We start from the raw sequence: 19,757 nt of genomic DNA on the forward strand, positions 1-19,757 counted from the left end.
GGCTCGTCCCTCGCGACAGGGTTCGTAGTCCGCATCCCCGGCCCCAACCGCCCGTCCCAACCTACATCTGCAGAACCTAAGCCGCGCGCCTGACAAGCGTCTTGCGAAGTCAAACGGCGTTGGCGGCTGTCAGCGCTTAAGCGCTCATGGCGTCAAATGTGATGGTGGAGCGCATCTCTGCCGATTGCGGGCCGATCGCCATCGGACAGACAACCTCCGGCATGGCGACCACGTCGAAAAGTTCGGATATGGCGCCCTCGAGCTTCAGCCACTCCACGATGTCGCCGCTGGCGAGATCGACCACCAGCACGCCGCACCATGGCTCCGCGTCACGGGCACGCAGGGCGTCGTCGAGGGCCAGGCCGGTGAAGGCGCCGTTGCGGGGTTTCGACACTGTCACCAGTGCGAACCCGTCGTGGATGGACAGGCCGCGCAGGAAGCCCGGGCAGAAGGCGACAGTCCGCCGCTCACCGGTATCGAGGTCCACTTGGGCGATCTCGCCGCGACCGGAATCGAGCACATAGACCGACCCCGCGTGGACGCGCGGACTATGCGGCATGGACAGGCGATCGGTGACGATCCGTCCGGTGTCCACTTCGATAAGGACGCCGCCCTCATGCCGGCGCTCGCGCCAGCCGGTGACGATGTCGCTGCGGCTCACAGCGGTGACATAACGCGGCCGGCCCTCGGCGAAGGCGACGCCATTGAGATGGCAGCGATCCTCGGGCGCCAGCCGCGAAATGAAGGGTGGCTTCCAGATCGGGCGGAAGCTGTGCACCAGATCCAGCGTCGCCAGGCAGCTGTACTTGGTGTTGACGAAGATGACCCGGCCCTCGGCGTCCGTGCCGACCTCGTGAATGTCGACGTCGCCGACCGTCTGGGCGTTGCGGGGCACGAACGCCATGTCGAACTGGGTGTTGGCGCGCTCGCCCGGCCGCAGCATGTTCTCGAGCCGCCAGACCTGCGACAACGCGCCGAGGTAAAGCCGGCCGGGCTGGTAGCAGAGACCCATCGCACGGACGAAGTTCTGCTGGTTGAATGACACCGTGCCGTTCGCCAGCAAACCGACCAGGAAGAGTTGTCCGGTCTGGTAGGAGGAGAAGGCGAAGCTTGTCCTGTGGCGGCGCAACCAGTCCGCCAGCCCGCGCGACACGGTCAATTGCGTGCCACCCTGCGACGCCGAGCCTGTCGTTTCGCTCGGCGTCAAAGGCGTCGGATCGGCGGGCGCTTCGGCCATCAGCTCATGCCTTCCATGAAGCGCCGCGCCTGTACGTCAGAAGCGCAGACGAAGACCGGCGCGGATGCCGGCGCCGCGATAGGAATGACCGAAGTCGCCCTGCCCCTCGACGAAGCCGGTCACGCCATTGGACATCGTCGCATTCACCCCCACCGTCGCCTGGCCGAACGTCCCCAGACGATCCGCCTGCACAGCAACCGACTGGCCGCCGCTAAGGAAGACGAGACCGCCGTCGCCCTCGAACTCCCTGACGACCGCGGCGCCGGCGTAGTAGGCCACGTTCGAACCCGCGATGTCGGTGCGTCCGCCGATGCGCACGCCTGCCTTGCCGCGCAGGCCGTCGAACTGATCGTAGTCCAGGCGGTTCGGCCCCACCTCGAAATCATCGAGCGAGCTGCGGCTGTAGGCGAGGCTGACCAGGGGCTCGGCGAAGAAGGCGGGCGATCCCAGGCGGATGCCGGCCTCCACCTTGGCCCCAACGGCCTCGGCGTCGTCCTCACGGTCGAAGCCGCCAACGTCGCTCTGCCGGTCGACCGTGTAGCGGTCGTACTTCGCCAAGGCGTCGATGAAGACGGCTCCGCGGCGATAGCCCGCGAAGCCCCCGACGTTGAACGCCTGCACGTCAAAGCGATCGCCCAAGACCGCGTCGAAGCGCGTCGTGGAGGTGATGTAGCCTGCGGTCAGACCGGCGAGCAGGCCGTCGTCGCCGGGACGGCCGACCAGGTCGAAGCCGACCTGCAATCCGGCTGCGTCCTGCTTGTAGGCGATGTCGATGCCCGCGCCGTCCTGGTCGCCGGCGCCCTGATCCGCCCTGCCCTTGCGGCTATTGGTTTCGGCCAAGGCCTGGAACCAGACGGGGCCCAGATCGGCGCCGGAGCCCATGGCCCAGGATGCGTCCCGATCGGCTGCGAAGCGGGCGGTCACCGCGTCGGCGGAGCGGTTCCACAGTGTGGTGACGGCCTCACCGAGCTGGGCCTGGCGGTAGACGGCCGCACCCGGCGCGCTGATGAGCTGATAGGCGCCGTTCTGACCCGAGTAACGGAGGCGGAGCGCGATCAGACCGCGCTCGCTCGAATCGTCCTCCAGAACGAAGGCCGAGGCGGCCGACGCTGCATCGACATCGACGAGGGTGACCGGCGCGAACAGCGTGCCGGCCCCGGTTGTGTTCAGGCTGATACGAGACGTGCCGGCGGCGGACCCGAAGACGACGGTGTCGGCGGTCGCCGCGCCGTTGGCGATCTGCACGTCCAGACCCAGGGTCGCGTCGCCGCTACCCTGATAGGCGGCGCCGCCGAACGCCAGGCGGTCGCCCGCGACGCCGTTGCGCAGGTCGATGGACCCGGTGTTCGTCAAAGCCTCCAGACCCGTGACCGTGGCGGTCTGCGGCGACGTCGCCGCTGTCAGCCGGATGACTCCGCTGTTAAGCAGCGTGTCGTCACCGGCCCCGAAGTCGCTGGCGCCGGCGAGAGTCAGGCGACCACTGTTGACGAGCGTGTCGTCCGCGTCGGTCAACTGGAACCTGCCGATGATGTCGCCGTAGTTGGCGATCGACGCCGCCCCGCCCTGGATGTTCAGCGCATAGCCCGAGCCGCTGCGGATCACGCCGGCGTTGTCCACGGTCGCGCCATTGGTGGAGCTGATAACGACGGCATCGGCGCCGATGGCGGACACCTCGCCCGTGATGGTCACGTCCACATCGCCGCCGCTCAGAGCGAGGGCGGCGGCGTTATCGCCCTGCGTCTTCACGTCATTGACGCGAACGGTCACCGCGCCCGTGGTGACGGCGAAGACGCCGGAGCCGTTAAGCCCCTGGGTCGAGATCAGGTCCGTCGAGGTGACGGTGATGTCGCCGGTGTCGCTGGTCGCGTAAATGCCAAACGGCCCGTTGTAGGCGTCGCCCGCGCCCGTCGTGATGATGGTGTCGGCGTTGATCACGGTGTCCGCGGTAAAGCTGGCGGACAGGATGCCGATGCCGTCGATGCCGCTGATGGCCACCGTGCCGACGTCAATGCTGACCACACCGTTGTTGCTCGAGAACACGTTGACGCCGTGCGAATAGTCCCCGCTGACCGTGATGCCGTCGGCCTTCACGACGAGGTCGGCGTTTAGGGGACCGGTCCCGTTCTGGAAGGTCGCCGCCTCGATGGCGGTGCCGATCCGGCCACTGGTGCTCACATCCCCGACGTCGACCGTGACGTCCCCCGAGCCCTGGGCCTGAATGCCGCGCGAGTAAGGTCCGGACGTCGTGACGCTCGAGGCGACGACGGTCGTGTCGCCGCTATAGCCGTTCGCGACGATGCCGCTTGCGCCGCCGCCGCGAGTGACGATCGTACCCGGGCCGCTGATCGAGACGCCATCGGAGCCGTAGGCGAAGATTCCGGTCCCGCCTCCCGCCTGGGTGGAGATCGAACCGTTGTTCACCACCGTCGCGAGGCCGTTGACCGCCTGGGCCACGACGCCGGCCGAGAAGTAGCCGGCCGTGGCGACATCGCCGTTGATCGTGACGGTCGCATCGTCGCCGAGCGCATAGATGGCGTGCGAACCAAAGCCTGCGGTCGAGACGTCGTTGACCGTGACGCTGGCGGCGCCCCCGCCCCTGGCGACGGCGAATGCGCCGATGGCGTAGTCGCCCTGCGTCTGGATCGCGCCATCCGAAACGATGACAACATCGCCGGCCCCAAGCGTCACGCCGGCCACGGCGGCCGCATAGCCGCCGGTGGCGGATGCATTGTCGACGTTGATGGCGACATCGCCGCTGTCGCTGACGCCGGCCACGGCGTTTGCTCTGATCCCCGATACACGGACCTCGCCCGCGTCGATCGTCACATCGCCCTGTCCGAGGGCGTAGATACCGGTGGCGGCTTCGCCCAAAGTGGTCACCTGATCGCCGGAGATAGAAACGGCGCCCCCGCCGATCGCCACGATACCGGCGGCCTGGTCGCCCGCGGTCGAGACCTGGCCGAAGGTCACATCGAGCGCGCCGGCGTCAGAGTAGGCGTAAACGCCGCGCGAGCCGGCGCCCTGGGTCTCGACCGTGCCGACGCTCACGGTGGCCGCGCCGCCATAGTAGGTCTTGACGAGAGCTGCAGTGGCGTTCGCGCCCTCCGTCGAGATGGCGCCCGCGTTGAGGGTCGCGCCGCCGTCGCCCACGCCGAACATCACGGCGCCGTAGCCGTAGTCGCCGCTGGTCGCGATGACGCCTGCGTCCAGCGTCACGCCGCCACCCTGCATCAGGACGGCGGTCGAGCCGAAGCCTTGCGTTTCGACGGCCCCGACGGTGACCGACACCTCACCTTCGGCCCCGTAGGAGACGGCGCGAACGCCTGTCGAGTAGGCGGCCTCGGTCGAGGCCGTCCCGAGCGCGACCGTGATGTCGCCTCCCATCGCCGTCAGAACCACGGCGTCGGAGCCGATGCCGTAGACGCTGCCGCCGCCCGTGGTGACGGAGTCGGCGACGAGGACTAGGTCGCCGTTGCCGACATAGGCGTTCACACCGCCGGCATAGTAGCCGGTCGCCTCAACCGAACCCGCCCGAATGACCACATCCCCCGCATACGAACCCGCACTGATGCCCAGGCCGCCGTCGCCGGTGACCTGAACTGTCCCGGCGTCGATCGTGATGTCGCCGGAGTAGGAATTCGCGTTGATGCCGCTGCTGGCGCGTCCGGTGGCGGTCAGGCTGGAGGTGTTGATCGTGATGTCGCCGGCGCTGGTGCTGGCGAGCACGCCGATCGAGCCGGTCCCGGTGACGGCGATGCTGGCGCCGGACCCGGCGTCGAGCGTCACGGCGCCGTTGTTGAAGCCGATCAGCGCCACCCCCGTACCGTCCGCACGCTCGACCGCGACGCCCGGGTCCAGGTTGACGGTCAGATCATAGACCGGCGCGGCCGGATCGAGGCCCGGGTCCTGCGTCGGATCGACGGCCGGCGTGACGTACTCGATACCGTCCGAATAGGGATTTCCCGTCTCGCTGCAGGTCACGACCCCTTGCTGAGCCGCACCGCACTCATCGGCGGCCAGAACCACGCCCGGCACGAACAGCCCGGCGGCGACGCTCGCCAAGGCGGTGGTCAGCAGGAGGGACTGCGCCCTGGACAGGCGGACACCACGTGCCGCGCCGGTTCGAAGTGGCTGGTTCATGGCTTTACCCTCGTTACGCCGCGTTGGCCTGTATGGAGAAGAATCGAGGCGGGTCAACGTGATAGGTTGAACATCCGCGCAGACATCGCCGATTTGTCGTGCGCAGCGGACGCGGAGGGCCAGGTCTTCATTGGCCCTTCAAGCGCCACCAGGGTCGCCAGGGCTCTTCGTGATGCTGATGGTGTCGGCCGAAATGGAAGCAGGTCAGCAACGACAAAACGTCGCCGAACTGACTGCTGCGGGCATTGTGATGATCCGCGAACGGCTGATCGCCGGATCGATGCGGCAACCACGTTCCGAAGGTGAACAGCTGCAGCGCCGAGAGCAGGGCTGGAGCGGCCCAGAAGGCGAGAAGGTTGGGCAGGCGGGCGCCCACCACCAGGGCGGCGACGAGGTAGGCGGTCACGATCGCCATCTGCCCCCAACCGAAATAGGTGCGAAAGAAGCGGAGAAACCAGGCGCCGAAGGCGCGGGGATTGTCGGGATGAAAGTCGGGGTCGTCCGCTGTCCCGGGCGCACGGTGGTGCTCGAAGTGCGCGGCTTTCAGGCGGTCGAAGCGGAAGCCGGCGTAGATCGCCAGGCAGAACCGCCCGATCACGGCATTGAGAGCCGGACGTCCTGGCGCGAGCGACCCGTGCATGGCGTCGTGGGCCACGATGAACAGTCCGACCGATAGCCAGGTCTGCGCAGCCACACACAATGGCGCGACGAGGATGCTCCACGCGCTCCATCGGTGCAGGTAGACGCCATAGATGTGCAGCCCCAGCCAGGCGCCGATCAGGGCGGCGGCGAGCACCAAGCCCTTCAGGGCCTGGCGCGGCGCGACATGGGGTTCTGACGAAGCGACCATGGAACAAGACTAGCGCGTCTGTACGTCGCGGTCGTCCGGTTCTTGCCGCGTGTGCGCCCGCATGCGACCTGTCCTGCATGCAGCAGTACGCCATCGGCGATCCCGGCCCAGACCTGCTGCTCATCGGCGGCGGCCTCGCGAACGGTCTTCTGGCGCTGAGGCTGGCTCAGGTCCGGCCGGACCTCGATGTGCGGATCGTGGAAGCCGCCGACCGACTGGGCGGCCAGCACACCTGGTCCTTTTTCGACTCTGATCTGACGGCGGCGCAGCGGTCCTGGATCGCGCCGCTGATCGAGCATCGCTGGCCCGGTTACGGTGTCCGGTTTCCTCAATTCCAGCGCCGCCTTGCCACCGGCTACAGCACCGTGACGGCTGAGCGCTTCGCAGCGGTGATCGCAGCCGCACTCCCCGGCCGGATCATGCTGAGTTCGCCGGTGACCGCGCTGAGCCCGCACGAAGCCGTCCTGGCCGACGGGCGTGGGCTGAACGCGCGCGCGGTGATCGACGGGCGTGGACCGACCGCGACGCCCGACCTGGCCCTGGGCTTTCAGAAGTTCGTCGGTCTGGAAGTCCGCCTGACCCAGCCGCATGGGCTGACGGAGCCGATCATCATGGACGCCTGCGTCGATCAGGCGGGCGGCTATCGCTTTCTCTACACCCTGCCCTTCGACGATCGCACCGTGCTGATCGAGGACACGCGCTACACCGACGGCGACGCCCTGGATCGGGACGTCTTTCGTCAGGGCGTCCTGGACTATGCGGCGAGCCAGGGTTGGGGGATCGAGGCGATCTTGCGCGAGGAGGACGGCGTGCTGCCCGTGGCGCTGGACGGCGACATCGAGGCGCACCTGACCCGCCATGGTCCAGGGTCGCTGAGCGGGCTACGCGCCGGGCTGTTCCACCCGACAACCGGATACTCGCTGCCCGACGCGGTGCGCCTGGCCGAGCATCTGGCGCAGAGCCTGCGGGTCGACGATGTCGCAGATGACATCCGGCGATACGCGCGCGACGTATGGAAGGAACGCGGCTTCTATCGGCTTCTGAACCGCATGTTGTTCCGCGCCGCGAAGCCGCAGGAGCGATACAAGGTGCTGGAGCGGTTCTATCGGCTGCCCGAGCCCCTCATCGAGCGCTTCTACGCGGCCGGCTCGACGCTGGCCGACAAGGCTCGGATTCTTAGCGGCAAGCCGCCGGTGCCGGTGGGCGCCGCGCTGACCTGCCTGATCGAAAAAGGACGTGCGTGATGCGGGCTGCGGTGATCGGGTCGGGGTTCGGAGGGCTGTCGCTGGCCATCCGGCTGCAGTCGGCGGGCATTCAGACCACCGTCTTCGAGGCGCGCGACAAGGCGGGCGGCCGCGCCTACGTCTATGAGGACAAGGGCTATACCTTCGACGCGGGTCCGACGGTCATCACCGACCCGTCGGCGCTGGAGGAACTGTTCGACATCGGCGGCCGCAAGCTGTCGGACTATGTGGAGCTGCTGCCTGTCGCGCCCTTCTATCGGCTGTGCTGGGAAGACGGGGACGTGTTCGACTATGTCAACGACCAGGACGAGCTGGACCGCCAGATCGTCGCCCGCAACCCGGCCGACAAGGAGGGCTATCGCAAGTTCCTGGCCTATTCGCAGGACCTGTTGAAGGAGGGCTATTTGAAGCTGGGAGCCGTGCCGTTCTTGGACTTCGCCAGCATGGTCAAGGCCGCGCCCGAACTGATGAGGCTTCAGGCCTGGCGGTCGGTCTACGACAAGGTGGCCAGCTTCATCCAGGACGAGCACCTGCGTCAGGCGTTCAGCTTCCACTCCCTGCTGGTGGGCGGCAATCCGTTCGCGACCTCATCGATCTACGCCCTGATCCATGCGCTGGAGCGGCGGTGGGGCGTGTGGTTCCCGCGCGGCGGAACCGGCGCCCTGATCCAGGGCATGGTGCGGCTGCTGCAGGACCTCGGCGGCGAGGTGCGCCTGAACGCCCCGGTCGAACGGATCACCATGGCGAACGGCCGGGCGACCGGGGTCGTCGTGGGCGGAGAGGACTTGGCCTTCGACATGGTCGCCTCCAACGCCGACGTGGTTCACACCTACCAGCGCCTGCTGGGCCAGGAGCCGCGCGGCGAAAAGGAAGGCGCGCGTCTGGCGGCCAAGCGCCATTCCATGTCGCTGTTCGTCATCTATTTCGGCCTGAAGCGCGTGCACCCGGAGGTGCGCCACCACACAGTCCTGTTCGGACCGCGCTATCGCGAACTGATCGCCGAAATCTTCAAGGGACCGGACCTGCCGGACGACTTCTCGCTGTACCTGCACGCGCCGACCCGGACCGACCCGTCCCTGGCGCCCGAAGGGTGCGACGCCTTCTATGTGCTGGCGCCGGTGCCGCATCTGGCTTCGTCCGACATCGACTGGGCGGTCGAGGGGCCGCGCTATCGCGACCGTATCCTGGCCTATCTGGAAGAGCGCCACATTCCGGGCCTGACCGCCGACCTCGACACCTGCCGCATCTTCACGCCGATCGACTTCCGCGACCAGCTGAACGCACACCAGGGTTCGGCCTTCTCGCTGGAGCCCATCCTGACGCAGAGCGCCTGGTTCCGGGTGCACAACCGCGACGATCAGATCCCGAACCTGTACTTCGTCGGCGCCGGCACCCATCCGGGGGCGGGCGTGCCCGGCGTCGTCGGCTCGGCCAAGGCCACCGCCGGCCTGATGATCGAGGACGCGAGACAGACCGCATGACCGACGCCGTCCTGGATCACAGTCGTCAGTCCATGGAGCAAGGCTCCAAGAGCTTCGCGGCCGCGGCACGCCTGTTCCCATCGGCGATCCGGGACGATGCGTGGATGCTCTATTCCTGGTGCCGACATTGCGACGACGAGATCGACGGCCAGGTGCTGGGCCACGGCTCGGTCGGCATCGATCCGGTGCTGGCGGGCCAGAAGCTTGACGAACTGCGGGCCCGAACGACTTCGGCCCTCGCGGGCGAGGTCCAGACGGATCCCGTCTTCACCGCCTTCCAGCGCGTCGCCATCCGCCACGGCATTCCCGTGGACGAGGCCATGGATCTGCTCCGGGGCTTCGAGATGGATGTGACCGGTCGGCGTTACGACACGCTGGAGGACACTCTGGACTACGCCTACCACGTCGCCGGCGTCGTCGGCGTGATGATGGCCAGGATCATGGGCGTCTCGGATGCGCCGACCCTGCAACGGGCCCAGGATCTTGGCCTGGCGTTCCAGCTGACGAACATCGCCCGCGACGTTGTCGAGGACGCGGGCGGGGGGCGCGTCTATCTGCCGGGCGCGTGGCTGGACGAGGCGGGCGTGCCGCGCGATCAGGTCGCCGCGCCCGAACACCGTGCGGCCGTGGCGCGAACCGCCCAGAGGCTGGTCGCCGCCGCCGAGCCCTTCTACGCCTCCGCACGATGGGGTCTGCGCGATCTGAACCCGCGCTCGGCCTGGGCCATCGCGACGGCGCGGGGCGTCTATCGCGCCATCGGACGGCATGTCTCGCGCGCCGGGCCGACCGCATGGGACGGCCGGACGTCGGTCGACAAGGCGGGCAAGCTGGTTCTGCTGGGCCGCGGCGGTCTGATCGCCCTGTGGTGCAAGACGCTGGACGCCTGGCGCGAACCCCCGCCGCGTCCTGCCCTGTGGACGCACGTCTGACCGTCAGAGGCGACGACGCTCCAGTAGCAGCGCGCCGAGCCATCCGGCGCCGCCCATAGCGCCGAGGACCACCCAGGCGACCGGCACGACAGAGGCGAACTCGCCGCGCCAGACCACGGACTGATACGCCTCGATCGCCCACGCATGGGGCGTGGCCCATCCGATGGCCCGGAAGGCTTCGGGCATCAGGAAGCGCGGCGCCATAGAGCCGCCGAGCGCGGCCAGCAGCAGGACGACGAAGGTGGTCAGCGGCTGCGCCTGATCGCGCGAGCGGCAGGCCGCCGTGAGGACCAGGGCCAGTCCCGCCGCCGCGATCCCGACCATGACGGCCGTGACCGCCGCAGCTGTCGCCTGCCAGACGGCGAGGTCGGGCAATCGCGTCCAGGCAGCGGCGAAGACCGCGCCGGTCTGCATCACGCCCACCATGGTCAACCACGCCGCGCGGCCTGCGAGGATCGGGGCGAGCCCTCCGCGCGCCAGGGCCAGCCGCGCTTGCAGACCGGACCGCCGCTCGTCGAGCCCGCCCATGGCGCCGTGCATGGCGGCGAAGAAGACGAACATCACGCTGACGGCGCCCGCGTAGTATGCAGACTGGGCGTCGCCGGCCGGGCCGATCTGCTGGACCGACACGCGCGCCGAACGAGGGGCGGACTGCCCCGCCAGCGTGGCCGCCATGGGCTCAAGCCTCGCCTGAAGCCCGGCCGCGGCGACATCCCGTCCCGCCGCCAGTACGATGATCAGGCGAGGCGGGCCCCCGGGCGAAGGGCGGATCAGAATCCCGGCGTCCGCCCGGCCGTCGAGCACCGCGCGCTCGAGCTCCCCTTCGCTGTCGGCCATACGCAGGCGGCGACCCATGTCGCCTTCCAGCGCCCTGCGCATCGCGGCGGTCGCCGGCGTTCGCGCTGCATCATGGATAACCGCCGTCGTGTCGATCTCGCCCCGCGCGCCGGCGCCAAAGATGGCGGCGAACAGCAGATAAACGAGCGGCGGCAGCAGCAGCGTCAGCACGACGCCTGGACGGTCACGCCAGAAACTCCTTGCCCATGCGCGCGCCACGGCGATCATGGCTGACGGCCTGACAGATGCGTCACCAGGTCGTCCAGACCGGGACGCCGCACGATGATCTCTCCATCCTCGGCGTCGACGTCGGGCGCCAGGGCCTGGGCCAGCGTCAGGGCGTCGCTGGTCGACCGGCTCCAGGTCAGACCATCCTTGCCTTGCACAAGACCAGCTTCTGTCAGCAGACCGGCGCATCGGGACGACGCCGGTCGAGCGAAGCGGATGTCCAGAAGACGATCGGCGCCGAACGCAGTCTCCACCAGATCCTGCGGCGCACCCTCTGCGATCAAACGGCCCTGCGCCATGACGCCGATGCGGTCAGCGACGTCCGCCACGAAGAGGGCGTCGTGGCTGATGAGGAGACATCCCGCGCCGTCGTCCGCCATGGTGCGTAGCGCCTGAGCCAGAACATTTCGCGTGGCGGCGTCCACCCCCTCGGTCGGTTCGTCGGCGATCAGCAGCGCAGGTTGTCCTACCAGAGCGGCCGCCAGATTGGCGCGCCGACGCCAACCGCCGGAGAGTGTGCGCACGGGCTGATCGGCGCGGGGGTCGCAGCCCGTGAGATGCAGCGCACGATCGACCGCCGCCCCGCGCTGGCGGGCCGGAACCCTGCAAAGCTGCGCCGTGACCTCGACGTTTTCTCGGGGGGATAGGGCGGGAAAGAGCGCGATCTCTTGGGGGGCCAAGCCGATCCGCGCGATCTCATGCGTCCCGCCCCCGATCTGCACGGACCCTCGTCGCGCAGGAAGCAGACCGCAGGCCACGCGAACGACCGTCGATTTGCCGGCGCCGTTGGCCCCCAGCAGGGCGTAAACTTCACGGGCCTGGACGGTGAGGTTGAAGCCCTGCAGCACCGCCCGACGCTCATAGCCCGCCTCGACCCCGCGCAAGACGAGAGCCGGCGTCGCCTCAGATTCCAAGGTCGGCCTTCTGGAACAGGTCGAAGACGTAGCGGGACATGGGACTCTCGTGCCCGACCGCATCCGCCGCCTTCCACAGGCATTGCCGCACCGCGGCGCGGACCCGTCCCTCGCCCCACAGATCGACGAAGGTGGTCGTTTCGCTGTCCTGGCCGACGTCCTTGCCCAAGGTCTCAGCGGTCGAACAGATATCGAGAAGATCGTCGCAAAGCTGGAAGGCGAAACCGACAGCCTCACCGAAGGCCGACGCCCGCGTCAGCGCGTCGCCGTCGCCCCCGCCCAGCAAGGCGCCGCCGCGAACGGCGGCGATGAACAGCCCACCGGTCTTCAGCTCATTGATCTGGCGCAGCGCCAAGGCGTCCCGATCGCGCGGCGCATCGCGCAGATCACGGACCTGCCCCAACGCCAGCCCGTCGAAGCCTACGGCCTGGGTCAGCACGTCCAGCAGCGCGATGCGCGTTTCAGCCGCCTGAGGACCCCCGAGGATCAGGCGGGTCGACTCGTTCAGCAGGGACACGGCCGCCAGGACGGCGACGTCTTCCCCGTGCCGACGATGCACGGTCGGCTCGCCGCGCCGAAGCGCCGCGTCATCCATGCAGGGCAGGTCGTCGAGCACAAGCGACGCGGCGTGGACCATCTCCACCGCACAGCCGAAGTCCAGGGCGTCGTCCGGGCGACCACCGACATACGACGCGGCCAGCATCGCCAGAACGGGCCGGACCCGCTTGCCGTGCCCCAGCAACGCATCCCGAGCCGCCGCAGCCAGAATGCCGTCCTGAGACGGCGCAAGTTCAGCCAGACGGGACTGGACTCGCAGACGCAGCGCCTCCGGCAGGCTCTCATCCAACGTCTGACGAGGTTGAGGCTTGGCGCCGAGGATCGCCATTCAGTCTCCCTGATATCCCTGGCCGTTGCGTTGCGGCGGCGATCCAAACCTTTATGGTCGCATACGGCATCACGGCCGCCCAGGATGCAACCCGCCGGAGCTGTTTCCGATGCCCTCAGACGCCGACGCGATCATCCGTCGCAAGGACGAGCACATCGATCACGTCCTCGCGGGACGGGGGGTCAGCCGCGTGGCGTCCGGGCTGGAGGCCGTTCGCTTCGTGCACGACGCGCTGCCGGACCTGGACCACGACGCCATCGATCTGTCGACGCGGTTCCTGGGGCGCTCGAGCCGGCTGCCGTTCCTGATCAGTTCGATGACCGGCGGGCCATCGCGAGCAGAGGCGGTGAATGCGCGGCTCGCCGAGGCGGCCCAGGCGCTGGGCGTCGTCCTGGCCGTCGGATCCCAGCGAGTCGCCCTGGAGTCGGATGGCCATCGGGGACTGGGCCGCGATCTGCGACGCCGGGCGCCCGACGCATTGATCCTCGCCAATCTGGGCGCCGTTCAATTCGCCTTGGGCTACGGGCCGGACGAGGCGCGCCGTGCGGTCGAGATGATCGGCGCGGATGCGCTGATCCTGCACCTGAACCCTCTGCAGGAGGCTGTGCAGCCCGAGGGCGACCGTGACTGGCGCGGCGTGGCGCGCGGCATCGAGCAGGTAGCGCTCGCCTTCCCGGGCAAGCTGATCGTCAAGGAAACCGGCGCGGGCCTGTCCGGCGCCACCGCGCGGCGGCTGGCGGATATGGGTGTTGCCGCGCTGGACGTCGCGGGCGCCGGCGGCACCAACTGGGGCTTGATCGAGGGCGCGCGCGCAAGCGGCGGCCACGCCGAGGCGCTGGCGGCACCGTTCGCCGGATGGGGCGTCCCCACCGCCCGCAGCCTGATCGACTGCGCCCGCGCCGCGCCTGAGCTGGAGCTGATCGGTTCAGGGGGGGTTCGCGACGGGCTGGACGCCGCCCGCGCCATTCGCCTGGGCGCCCGACTGGTCGGCCAGGCGGCCGGCATTCTGGACGCCGCCCTTTCATCAACCGACGCCGTCGTCGATCACCTGCAACTCAAGGCCGCTCAGCTTCGGCTGGCATGCTTCTGCACGGGGTCAGCCGATCTGGAGGCTCTGGCTCAGGCGCCGCTTCTGGAAGAGCCGAGCTTGTGAGCGAGCTCGGCCTTCAGCGCCCGCGCCGACCGAACCCACAGAAATCCAAACGAGACGCAGTTCTCGCGCGTCCGGATCGCGTGGTGCAGCCGGTGGGCCTGGATCCGCCGGCGCCAGAAGGGCGAGCGGCCGTCGATGCCGGTGGGAAAACGTCGGTGAACCAGGCCGTCGTGGAAGATGAAGTAAACCAGCCCGTAAGCCGTCACGCCCAATCCCGCCGGCAGCGCCCATGGCCAGACGTGCAGGCCAAGCGCGATCAGCACGATCGCCGGAGCGGCGAACACGACGGCGAACAGATCGTTCTTCTCCAGCACCCCGCCGCGCGGCTCATGGTGACTGCGATGCCAGTCCCACATCGGGCCGTGCATCACATAGCGGTGCATGGCCCACGCGAACGCCTCCATGCCGACAAACGTCGCGACAAACAGCAGGATCATGGAGATCACGGACATGCCGCCAGTATAGGCGCGGCAAGCAGGGACCGCCACTTGACCGGCCGGGACGATTGATCGCCTGTGTCCTCATGCTGATGGATGTGATCGTGACGACGGCGGCGCTTAGCCTGATCATCGGCGTCCGCTACCTCGTGGTCGGGGTGGTCACCCACGGTTTGCTGTGGAGCGGGGCCGGTCGGGGTCGTCGGCTCAATCGGCAGGCGCCGGACCGCCGACGTATGCGGCGTGAAATCGTCGCCTCGCTGATCGCCTGCCCGATCTACGCCCTCCCCGCCGCACTGGTGCTGGAACTCTGGAAGCGCGGCGGCACGGCCGTCTACAGCGACGTCGGCGCCTGGCCGCTCTGGTGGCTGCCGGCCAGTTTCGTGGTCTATCTGCTGGCCCACGACGCCTTTTACTATTGGGTTCACAGAGGCTTACACCACCCGCGCGTCTTCCGCTGGGCGCACGCGGAACACCACCGATCCCACGACCCCAGCGCGTTCGCCTCCTTCGCCTTCGACCCGGCCGAGGCCGCTGCCACAGCCTGGTTCCTGCCGGCGTTGGCCATGGTCGTCCCGATCCATTGGGGCGTCGCGCTGGCGCTGCTGACGCTCATGACGGCCACGGCGGTGCTCAACCACGCCGGGCGCGAGGTGTGGCCGCAGGGATGGCTGCGACGCGCGCCGCTCAAGTGGCTCATCACCGCGACCCACCACGACCTCCACCACAAGCGCTTCAACGGCAACTACGGCCTGTATTTCCGCTTCTGGGACACCTCGCGGCTGACCGAGCTGTCAGCGGCCACGGAGAGGCGCGATCGGCCGCATCGCCCCGAGGGCTCTCCAGAAATCAGCCTGGACGACGGTTCGCCGTCAGCAGTATGACCCGAGAGGGGCCGACACGCGGGCGCAAGGCTCAGGCCGTCGGCGTGCGGCCGCTCCATCGGCGCCCCGTCGCTGATGGACGAGGCTTGGCCCCGGCGGGAGCCGTTCGCCCACCCGACCGATGTTGCTGGTAAAGCTGCCAGGCCAGCGTCGCGAGCGCCAGCTTTCCGGCGTGCCGGCCGGCGAGGCGGCGGCCGCCTCTGGACATGAGCAGGCCCCCCAGGGCGGTGGCGATGCGAGACAGGGCCATGTTTCATTCTCCAACTGCAGAGCGCCGAAACGCGGCAGAGACCGGCAGGTTCGATCAAATGCGGGCGCGCCCCACGGCCGCTGGCTCACAACAGGACTTCCAGAGCCGCGCGGGCAGCTAAGCAAGACCCCGATTTGTAGAGCGCGCACCAGAAAGCCGTAGCGAGCGGGGCTGGGTGGGAATGAAGCGCGAGGGCTTCCCAAGCCCATCCTTACGCTCCCCTTACGCCGACCGCCCCGCTTCCATATCGCGCGCTTACGCCCTGACGTGGTCCTTCCGGCTCGAAACTGAGCTGGAGGCGTCGGCATGGCTGATCTGATCTTTCTGGCGACGGGCGGCGTGGCCTTTCTGGCCTTCGCCGCGCTCGCCGTTTTCCTGAAGCGGGTGTGACGATGGCGCTCGCTGTTCTCTGGGCGGTCGGCGCGGTCGTCGTCGCCGGCTACATGGTCGTGGCGCTGTTGCGCCCCGAGCGGTTCTGAGCGGGGCCGCCGTCATGAACATCCAAGGATGGGCGGAAATCGCCCTGACCCTGACGCTGTCGGTGCTGATCGCCTGGCCGCTGGGGATCTACCTGTCGCGCGTCTGGAACGGCGAGCGGACCTGGCTGGACCCGGTGCTGAAGCCGGTCGAGGGCGTCTTCTACAAGGCGTCGGGGATCAACCCGGCGCGCAGCCAGGGCTGGGTCGGGTATGCGGGCGCCCTGCTGGCCTTCAACCTGGTCGGCTTCGTCGTGCTGTACGCCATGCTGCGTCTGCAGGGCGTGCTGCCGCTGAACCCGCAGGGGTTCGCCGGCGTATCGCCGCACCTGGCCTTCAACACCGCCGTCAGCTTCGTCACCAACACCAACTGGCAGAGCTATGGCGGCGAGACGACCATGTCGACGCTGACCCAGATGGTCGGCCTGACCACGCAGAACTTCCTCTCCGCCGCCACCGGCGCGGCCATCGCGGCGGCCTTGGCGCGGGCCTTCGTTGCCAATCGCGGCGAGGGGGTCGGCAACTTCTGGGCCGACATGACGCGCACCACCCTCTATCTGCTGCTGCCCGCCGCCATCGTGCTGGCCGTCGTGCTGGCGGGTCTGGGCGTGGTGCAGAGCCTGGCCGCCTCGGCGACAGCGACGGGGCTGGAGGGCGGATCGCAGACCCTGCCGCTGTTCCCGGCCGCCAGCCAGGAAGCCATCAAGCAGCTGGGCATCAACGGCGGCGGCGTCTTCAACGCCAACTCGGCGCACCCGTTCGAGAATCCGTCGATCCTGACCAACCTGATCACATCCGTAGCGATCAATGTGCTGGGCTGGGCGGCCTTCTTCGCCTTCGGCCGCAGCGTCTTGGCCAAGCGCGATGTGCGGGCCCTGGTGGTCGCGGCCTTCGTGCTTTTGTTCACCTGCACGGCGGGAATGTACGTGGCCGAAAGCCAGCCGGCGCCGGCCCTGGTCGCCGCCCGGATCGAGCAGCCGGTGAATATGGAAGGCAAGGAGACACGCCTCGGCGTCCCGTCCTCCGTCGCCTGGGCCGGCCCCACGACGGGCGCCTCCAACGGCTCGGTCAACTCGATGCATGGCAGCTATATGCCGCTGTCGGGCGGCATCCAGATGTTCCTGATGCAGCTGGGCGAGATCCTGCCGGGCGGCATCGGGTCGGGCATCGCCATCATGGTCGTCATGGCCATGCTGGCGGTCTTCGTGGCGGGCCTGATGGTCGGCCGCACGCCGGAGTATCTCGGCAAGAAGATCGAGGCGCGCGAAATCCAGTACGCCATGATCGCCGTGCTGGTGCTGCCGCTGGCCATCCTGGGCTTCACCGCCGTGGCCGTCGTCTTCCCGACGGCGCTGGCGGGGCTGCTGAACGACGGACCGCATGGGCTGTCGGAGATGCTTTACGCCTACACCTCGGCGGCGGCGAACAACGGCTCGGCCTTCGCCGGCCTGACCGCCAATGCGCCCTGGTGGAACACGACGCTGGGCGTCGGCATGCTGATGGGGCGGTTCGTGCCGGCCATCGCCGTCCTGGCCATCGCCGGATCGCTGGTCGTCAAGCCCAAGCTGGCGCCGTCGACCGGCACACTGCCGACCCACGGGCCGTTGTTCATCGGCCTTCTGATCGGCGTCATCCTCATCCTGGGCGGGCTGCAGTTCTTCCCCGCCCTCGCGCTGGGACCCATCGTCGAGCATTTCCAGATGCTGGCCGATGCGGCCCCGGTCCTGATCGAACGGACCTCCGCCCATGACCTTTGCAAACCCTGAAGCCGACGCCCCGCGCGCGGCGCCTCTGGCCGGCGGCCTGAACGGCGCCATGCTGGGCCGCGCGCTCTGCGACGCCGTCCTCAAGCTGGATCCGCGCAAGCTGCTCGGCAATCCGGTGATCTTCGCCACCTGGATCGTCGCCCTTCTGGCCACCATCTCGGCCGTCGCCGCCATGGCGTCCGGCCAGGCCGCCGGCTTCGCCATCCAGCTGGCGGTGTGGCTGTGGGCGACAGTGCTGTTCGCCAATGTCGCCGAGAGCGTCGCCGAGGGGCGCGGCAAGGCGGCGGCCGACAGCCTGCGCGCCACCCGCGTCACCACCCTGGCCAAGGCCATCGATCCGGCGACCGGAGTGACCACGCCGATCGCGGCCAACGACCTGACGGTCGGCTCGATCATCCTGGTCGAGGCCGGCGACGTCATCGCCTCCGACGGCGAGATCATCGAGGGCGTCGCCTCGGTCAACGAGGCCGCGATCACCGGAGAGAGCGCGCCGGTGATCCGCGAGGCGGGCGGCGACCGCTCGGCCGTGACCGGCGGCACCACGGTCGTGTCCGACTGGATCAAGGTGCGCATCACCTCGGCGCCGGGCTCGACCTTCCTCGACCGGATGATCGCCATGGTCGAGGGCGCGAACCGCAGGAAGACGCCGAACGAGCTGGCGCTGTCCGTGCTGCTGGCCGGCCTGACGCTGGTCTTCCTGATCGCCGTGGTGACCCTGGTCGGGCTGGGCGCCTATTCTGGCGTGAAGCTGGACCCCATCGTGCTGGGCGCCCTGTTCATCACCCTGATCCCCACGACCATCGGCGGGCTGCTGTCGGCCGTCGGCATCGCCGGGATGGACCGGCTGCTGAAGGTCAATGTCTTGGCCACCTCGGGCCGAGCGGTCGAGGCGGCGGGCGATGTGGATACCCTATTGCTGGACAAGACCGGCACCATCACCTTCGGCAACCGCATGGCGACGGAAATCATCGCCGTCCCCGGTGTTCGGCCCGAAGCCGCCCTGCGCGCTGCCGTCGCCGCCTCGCTGGGCGACGAGACGCCGGAGGGCCGCTCCATCATCGAACTGGGCCGCAACGCGGGCGTCACGGTCGACAAGCCCGAGGGCGCGACGGTCATCCCGTTCAGCGCCGTCACCCGCCAGTCGGGCATTGAGGCGGGCCAGCAATCATGGCGCAAGGGCGCGGTGGATGCGGTGCTGACCTCGTTGGGCGTGACTATCGACCAGGCGCCGGGCGAGTTTCGCGCCGCCGTGGACCGCATCGCCCGCTCGGGCGGCACGCCGCTGGCGGTGACCGAGAACGGCGCCCTGGTCGGGGTCATCCACCTGAAGGACGTGGTCAAGCCGGGCGTGAAGGCCCGCTTCGCCGAGCTGCGTCTCATGGGCCTGCGCACCGTCATGATCACCGGTGACAACCCGGTTACCGCCGCCGCCATTGCCTCGGAGGCGGGGGTCGACGACTACCTCGCCGAGGCGACGCCCGAGGACAAGCTGCGGCTGATCCGAGAGGAGCAGGCCAAGGGCCGGCTGGTCGCCATGTGCGGCGACGGCGCCAACGACGCCCCAGCCCTGGCCCAGGCCGACGTCGGCGTGGCCATGCAGACCGGCGCCCAGGCCGCGCGCGAGGCCGGCAACATGGTCGATCTCGACAGCGACCCCACCAAGGTCATCGAGATCGTCGAGGTCGGCAAGCAGCTGCTGATCACCCGCGGCGCCCTGACCACCTTCTCCATCGCCAACGACGTGGCCAAGTATTTCGCCATCATCCCGGCGATGTTCGTGGTCGGCCTGCCGGCGTTGGGCGCGCTGAACATCATGCGGTTGGGCTCGCCGGAGAGCGCGATTCTGTCGGCGGTGATCTTCAACGCCCTGGTGATCGTGGCCCTGATCCCGCTGGCCCTGCGCGGGGTGAAGTACCGGGCGGTCGGGGCCGGCAAGCTGTTGGGTCGCAACCTGCTGATCTACGGCCTCGGCGGCCTGATCGCGCCCTTCGTCGGCATCAAGCTGATCGACCTGGTCGTCTCCGGCCTGGGTCTGGCGTGAGGCC

15 protein-coding genes are annotated in these 19,757 nt (G+C 68.8%); 8 read left to right on the forward strand and 7 right to left on the reverse strand.

Annotation, left to right across the window (positions count from 1 at the left end; genetic code table 11):
- Window positions 1–136: 136 nt before the first annotated feature.
- From ASG17_RS11210 to ASG17_RS11220, 3 genes are all read right to left on the reverse strand, one after another.
- Window positions 137–1,237 carry a TIGR03032 family protein gene (locus ASG17_RS11210; RefSeq protein ID WP_056103587.1) on the reverse strand — a complete coding sequence of 367 codons (1,101 nt, stop codon included), beginning with the start codon at window positions 1,235–1,237 and terminating at the stop codon, window positions 137–139.
- Window positions 1,238–1,273: 36 nt separating this feature from the next.
- Complete coding sequence (locus ASG17_RS16000) at window positions 1,274–5,377, reverse strand: autotransporter domain-containing protein (protein WP_056103590.1); 4,104 nt, start codon at window positions 5,375–5,377, stop codon at window positions 1,274–1,276.
- A 127-nt stretch (window positions 5,378–5,504) separates the two neighbouring features.
- The gene (locus tag ASG17_RS11220) at window positions 5,505–6,173 is read right to left on the reverse strand and encodes a fatty acid desaturase (protein WP_235560431.1); all 669 of its coding nucleotides are present in this window, start codon (window positions 6,171–6,173) and stop codon (window positions 5,505–5,507) included.
- Window positions 6,174–6,304: 131 nt separating this feature from the next.
- Here ASG17_RS11220 and crtY point away from each other — a divergent pair, with 131 nt between their 5' ends.
- From crtY to ASG17_RS11235, 3 genes are read left to right on the forward strand one after another with little or no spacing between them, the layout of a single operon-like run.
- Window positions 6,305–7,471: a lycopene beta-cyclase CrtY gene (gene crtY / locus ASG17_RS11225; RefSeq protein WP_056103600.1), complete on the forward strand. Its 1,167-nt coding sequence runs from the start codon at window positions 6,305–6,307 to the stop codon at window positions 7,469–7,471.
- Window positions 7,471–8,952, forward strand: a complete 1,482-nt coding sequence (locus ASG17_RS11230; RefSeq protein WP_056103604.1) for a phytoene desaturase — start codon at window positions 7,471–7,473, stop codon at window positions 8,950–8,952. Before crtY ends, ASG17_RS11230 begins: the two co-directional genes overlap by 1 nt.
- Window positions 8,949–9,881: a phytoene/squalene synthase family protein gene (locus ASG17_RS11235; RefSeq protein WP_056103606.1), complete on the forward strand. Its 933-nt coding sequence runs from the start codon at window positions 8,949–8,951 to the stop codon at window positions 9,879–9,881. The genes ASG17_RS11230 and ASG17_RS11235 overlap by 4 nt, the downstream gene beginning before the upstream one ends.
- Window positions 9,882–9,884: 3 nt before the next feature.
- Here the strand turns inward: ASG17_RS11235 and ASG17_RS11240 are convergent, their stop codons facing one another.
- From ASG17_RS11240 to ASG17_RS11250, 3 genes are read right to left on the reverse strand one after another with little or no spacing between them, the layout of a single operon-like run.
- Complete coding sequence (locus ASG17_RS11240) at window positions 9,885–10,946, reverse strand: ABC transporter permease (RefSeq protein WP_056103609.1); 1,062 nt, start codon at window positions 10,944–10,946, stop codon at window positions 9,885–9,887.
- Window positions 10,943–11,860 carry an ABC transporter ATP-binding protein gene (locus ASG17_RS11245; protein ID WP_056103613.1) on the reverse strand — a complete coding sequence of 306 codons (918 nt, stop codon included), beginning with the start codon at window positions 11,858–11,860 and terminating at the stop codon, window positions 10,943–10,945. The genes ASG17_RS11240 and ASG17_RS11245 overlap by 4 nt, the downstream gene beginning before the upstream one ends.
- A complete protein-coding gene (locus ASG17_RS11250; protein ID WP_056103615.1) occupies window positions 11,850–12,746 on the reverse strand; it encodes a polyprenyl synthetase family protein in 897 nt (298 codons plus the stop codon). The genes ASG17_RS11245 and ASG17_RS11250 overlap by 11 nt, the downstream gene beginning before the upstream one ends.
- A 109-nt stretch (window positions 12,747–12,855) precedes the next feature.
- Between ASG17_RS11250 and fni the strand changes: the two genes are divergently transcribed.
- A complete protein-coding gene (gene fni / locus ASG17_RS11255) occupies window positions 12,856–13,899 on the forward strand; it encodes a type 2 isopentenyl-diphosphate Delta-isomerase (protein ID WP_056103619.1) in 1,044 nt (347 codons plus the stop codon).
- Here the strand turns inward: fni and ASG17_RS11260 are convergent.
- Window positions 13,866–14,351, reverse strand: a complete 486-nt coding sequence (locus ASG17_RS11260) for a sterol desaturase family protein (protein ID WP_056103622.1) — start codon at window positions 14,349–14,351, stop codon at window positions 13,866–13,868. The two genes, fni and ASG17_RS11260, sit on opposite strands and share 34 nt — an antisense overlap.
- Window positions 14,352–14,404: 53 nt before the next feature.
- On the opposite strand from ASG17_RS11260, the gene ASG17_RS11265 reads away from it, so the two are divergent.
- The 4 genes from ASG17_RS11265 to kdpB all read left to right on the forward strand — a co-directional run bounded on the left by ASG17_RS11265 (window position 14,405) and on the right by kdpB (window position 19,753).
- Window positions 14,405–15,220: a sterol desaturase family protein gene (locus ASG17_RS11265; protein WP_235560432.1), complete on the forward strand. Its 816-nt coding sequence runs from the start codon at window positions 14,405–14,407 to the stop codon at window positions 15,218–15,220.
- Between the two features lie 642 nt (window positions 15,221–15,862).
- Window positions 15,863–15,949 (forward strand): potassium-transporting ATPase subunit F, encoded by an 87-nt coding sequence (locus ASG17_RS15245; protein ID WP_082496241.1) that lies wholly within the window; start codon window positions 15,863–15,865, stop codon window positions 15,947–15,949.
- Window positions 15,950–15,963: 14 nt separating this feature from the next.
- Window positions 15,964–17,712 carry a potassium-transporting ATPase subunit KdpA gene (gene kdpA / locus ASG17_RS11270; RefSeq protein WP_056103630.1) on the forward strand — a complete coding sequence of 583 codons (1,749 nt, stop codon included), beginning with the start codon at window positions 15,964–15,966 and terminating at the stop codon, window positions 17,710–17,712.
- Complete coding sequence (gene kdpB, locus ASG17_RS11275; protein WP_056103633.1) at window positions 17,693–19,753, forward strand: potassium-transporting ATPase subunit KdpB; 2,061 nt, start codon at window positions 17,693–17,695, stop codon at window positions 19,751–19,753. Before kdpA ends, kdpB begins: the two co-directional genes overlap by 20 nt.
- Window positions 19,754–19,757: the final 4 nt, after the last annotated feature.

This window comes from Brevundimonas sp. Leaf363 (assembly GCF_001424025.1).
Classification (GTDB): domain Bacteria; phylum Pseudomonadota; class Alphaproteobacteria; order Caulobacterales; family Caulobacteraceae; genus Brevundimonas.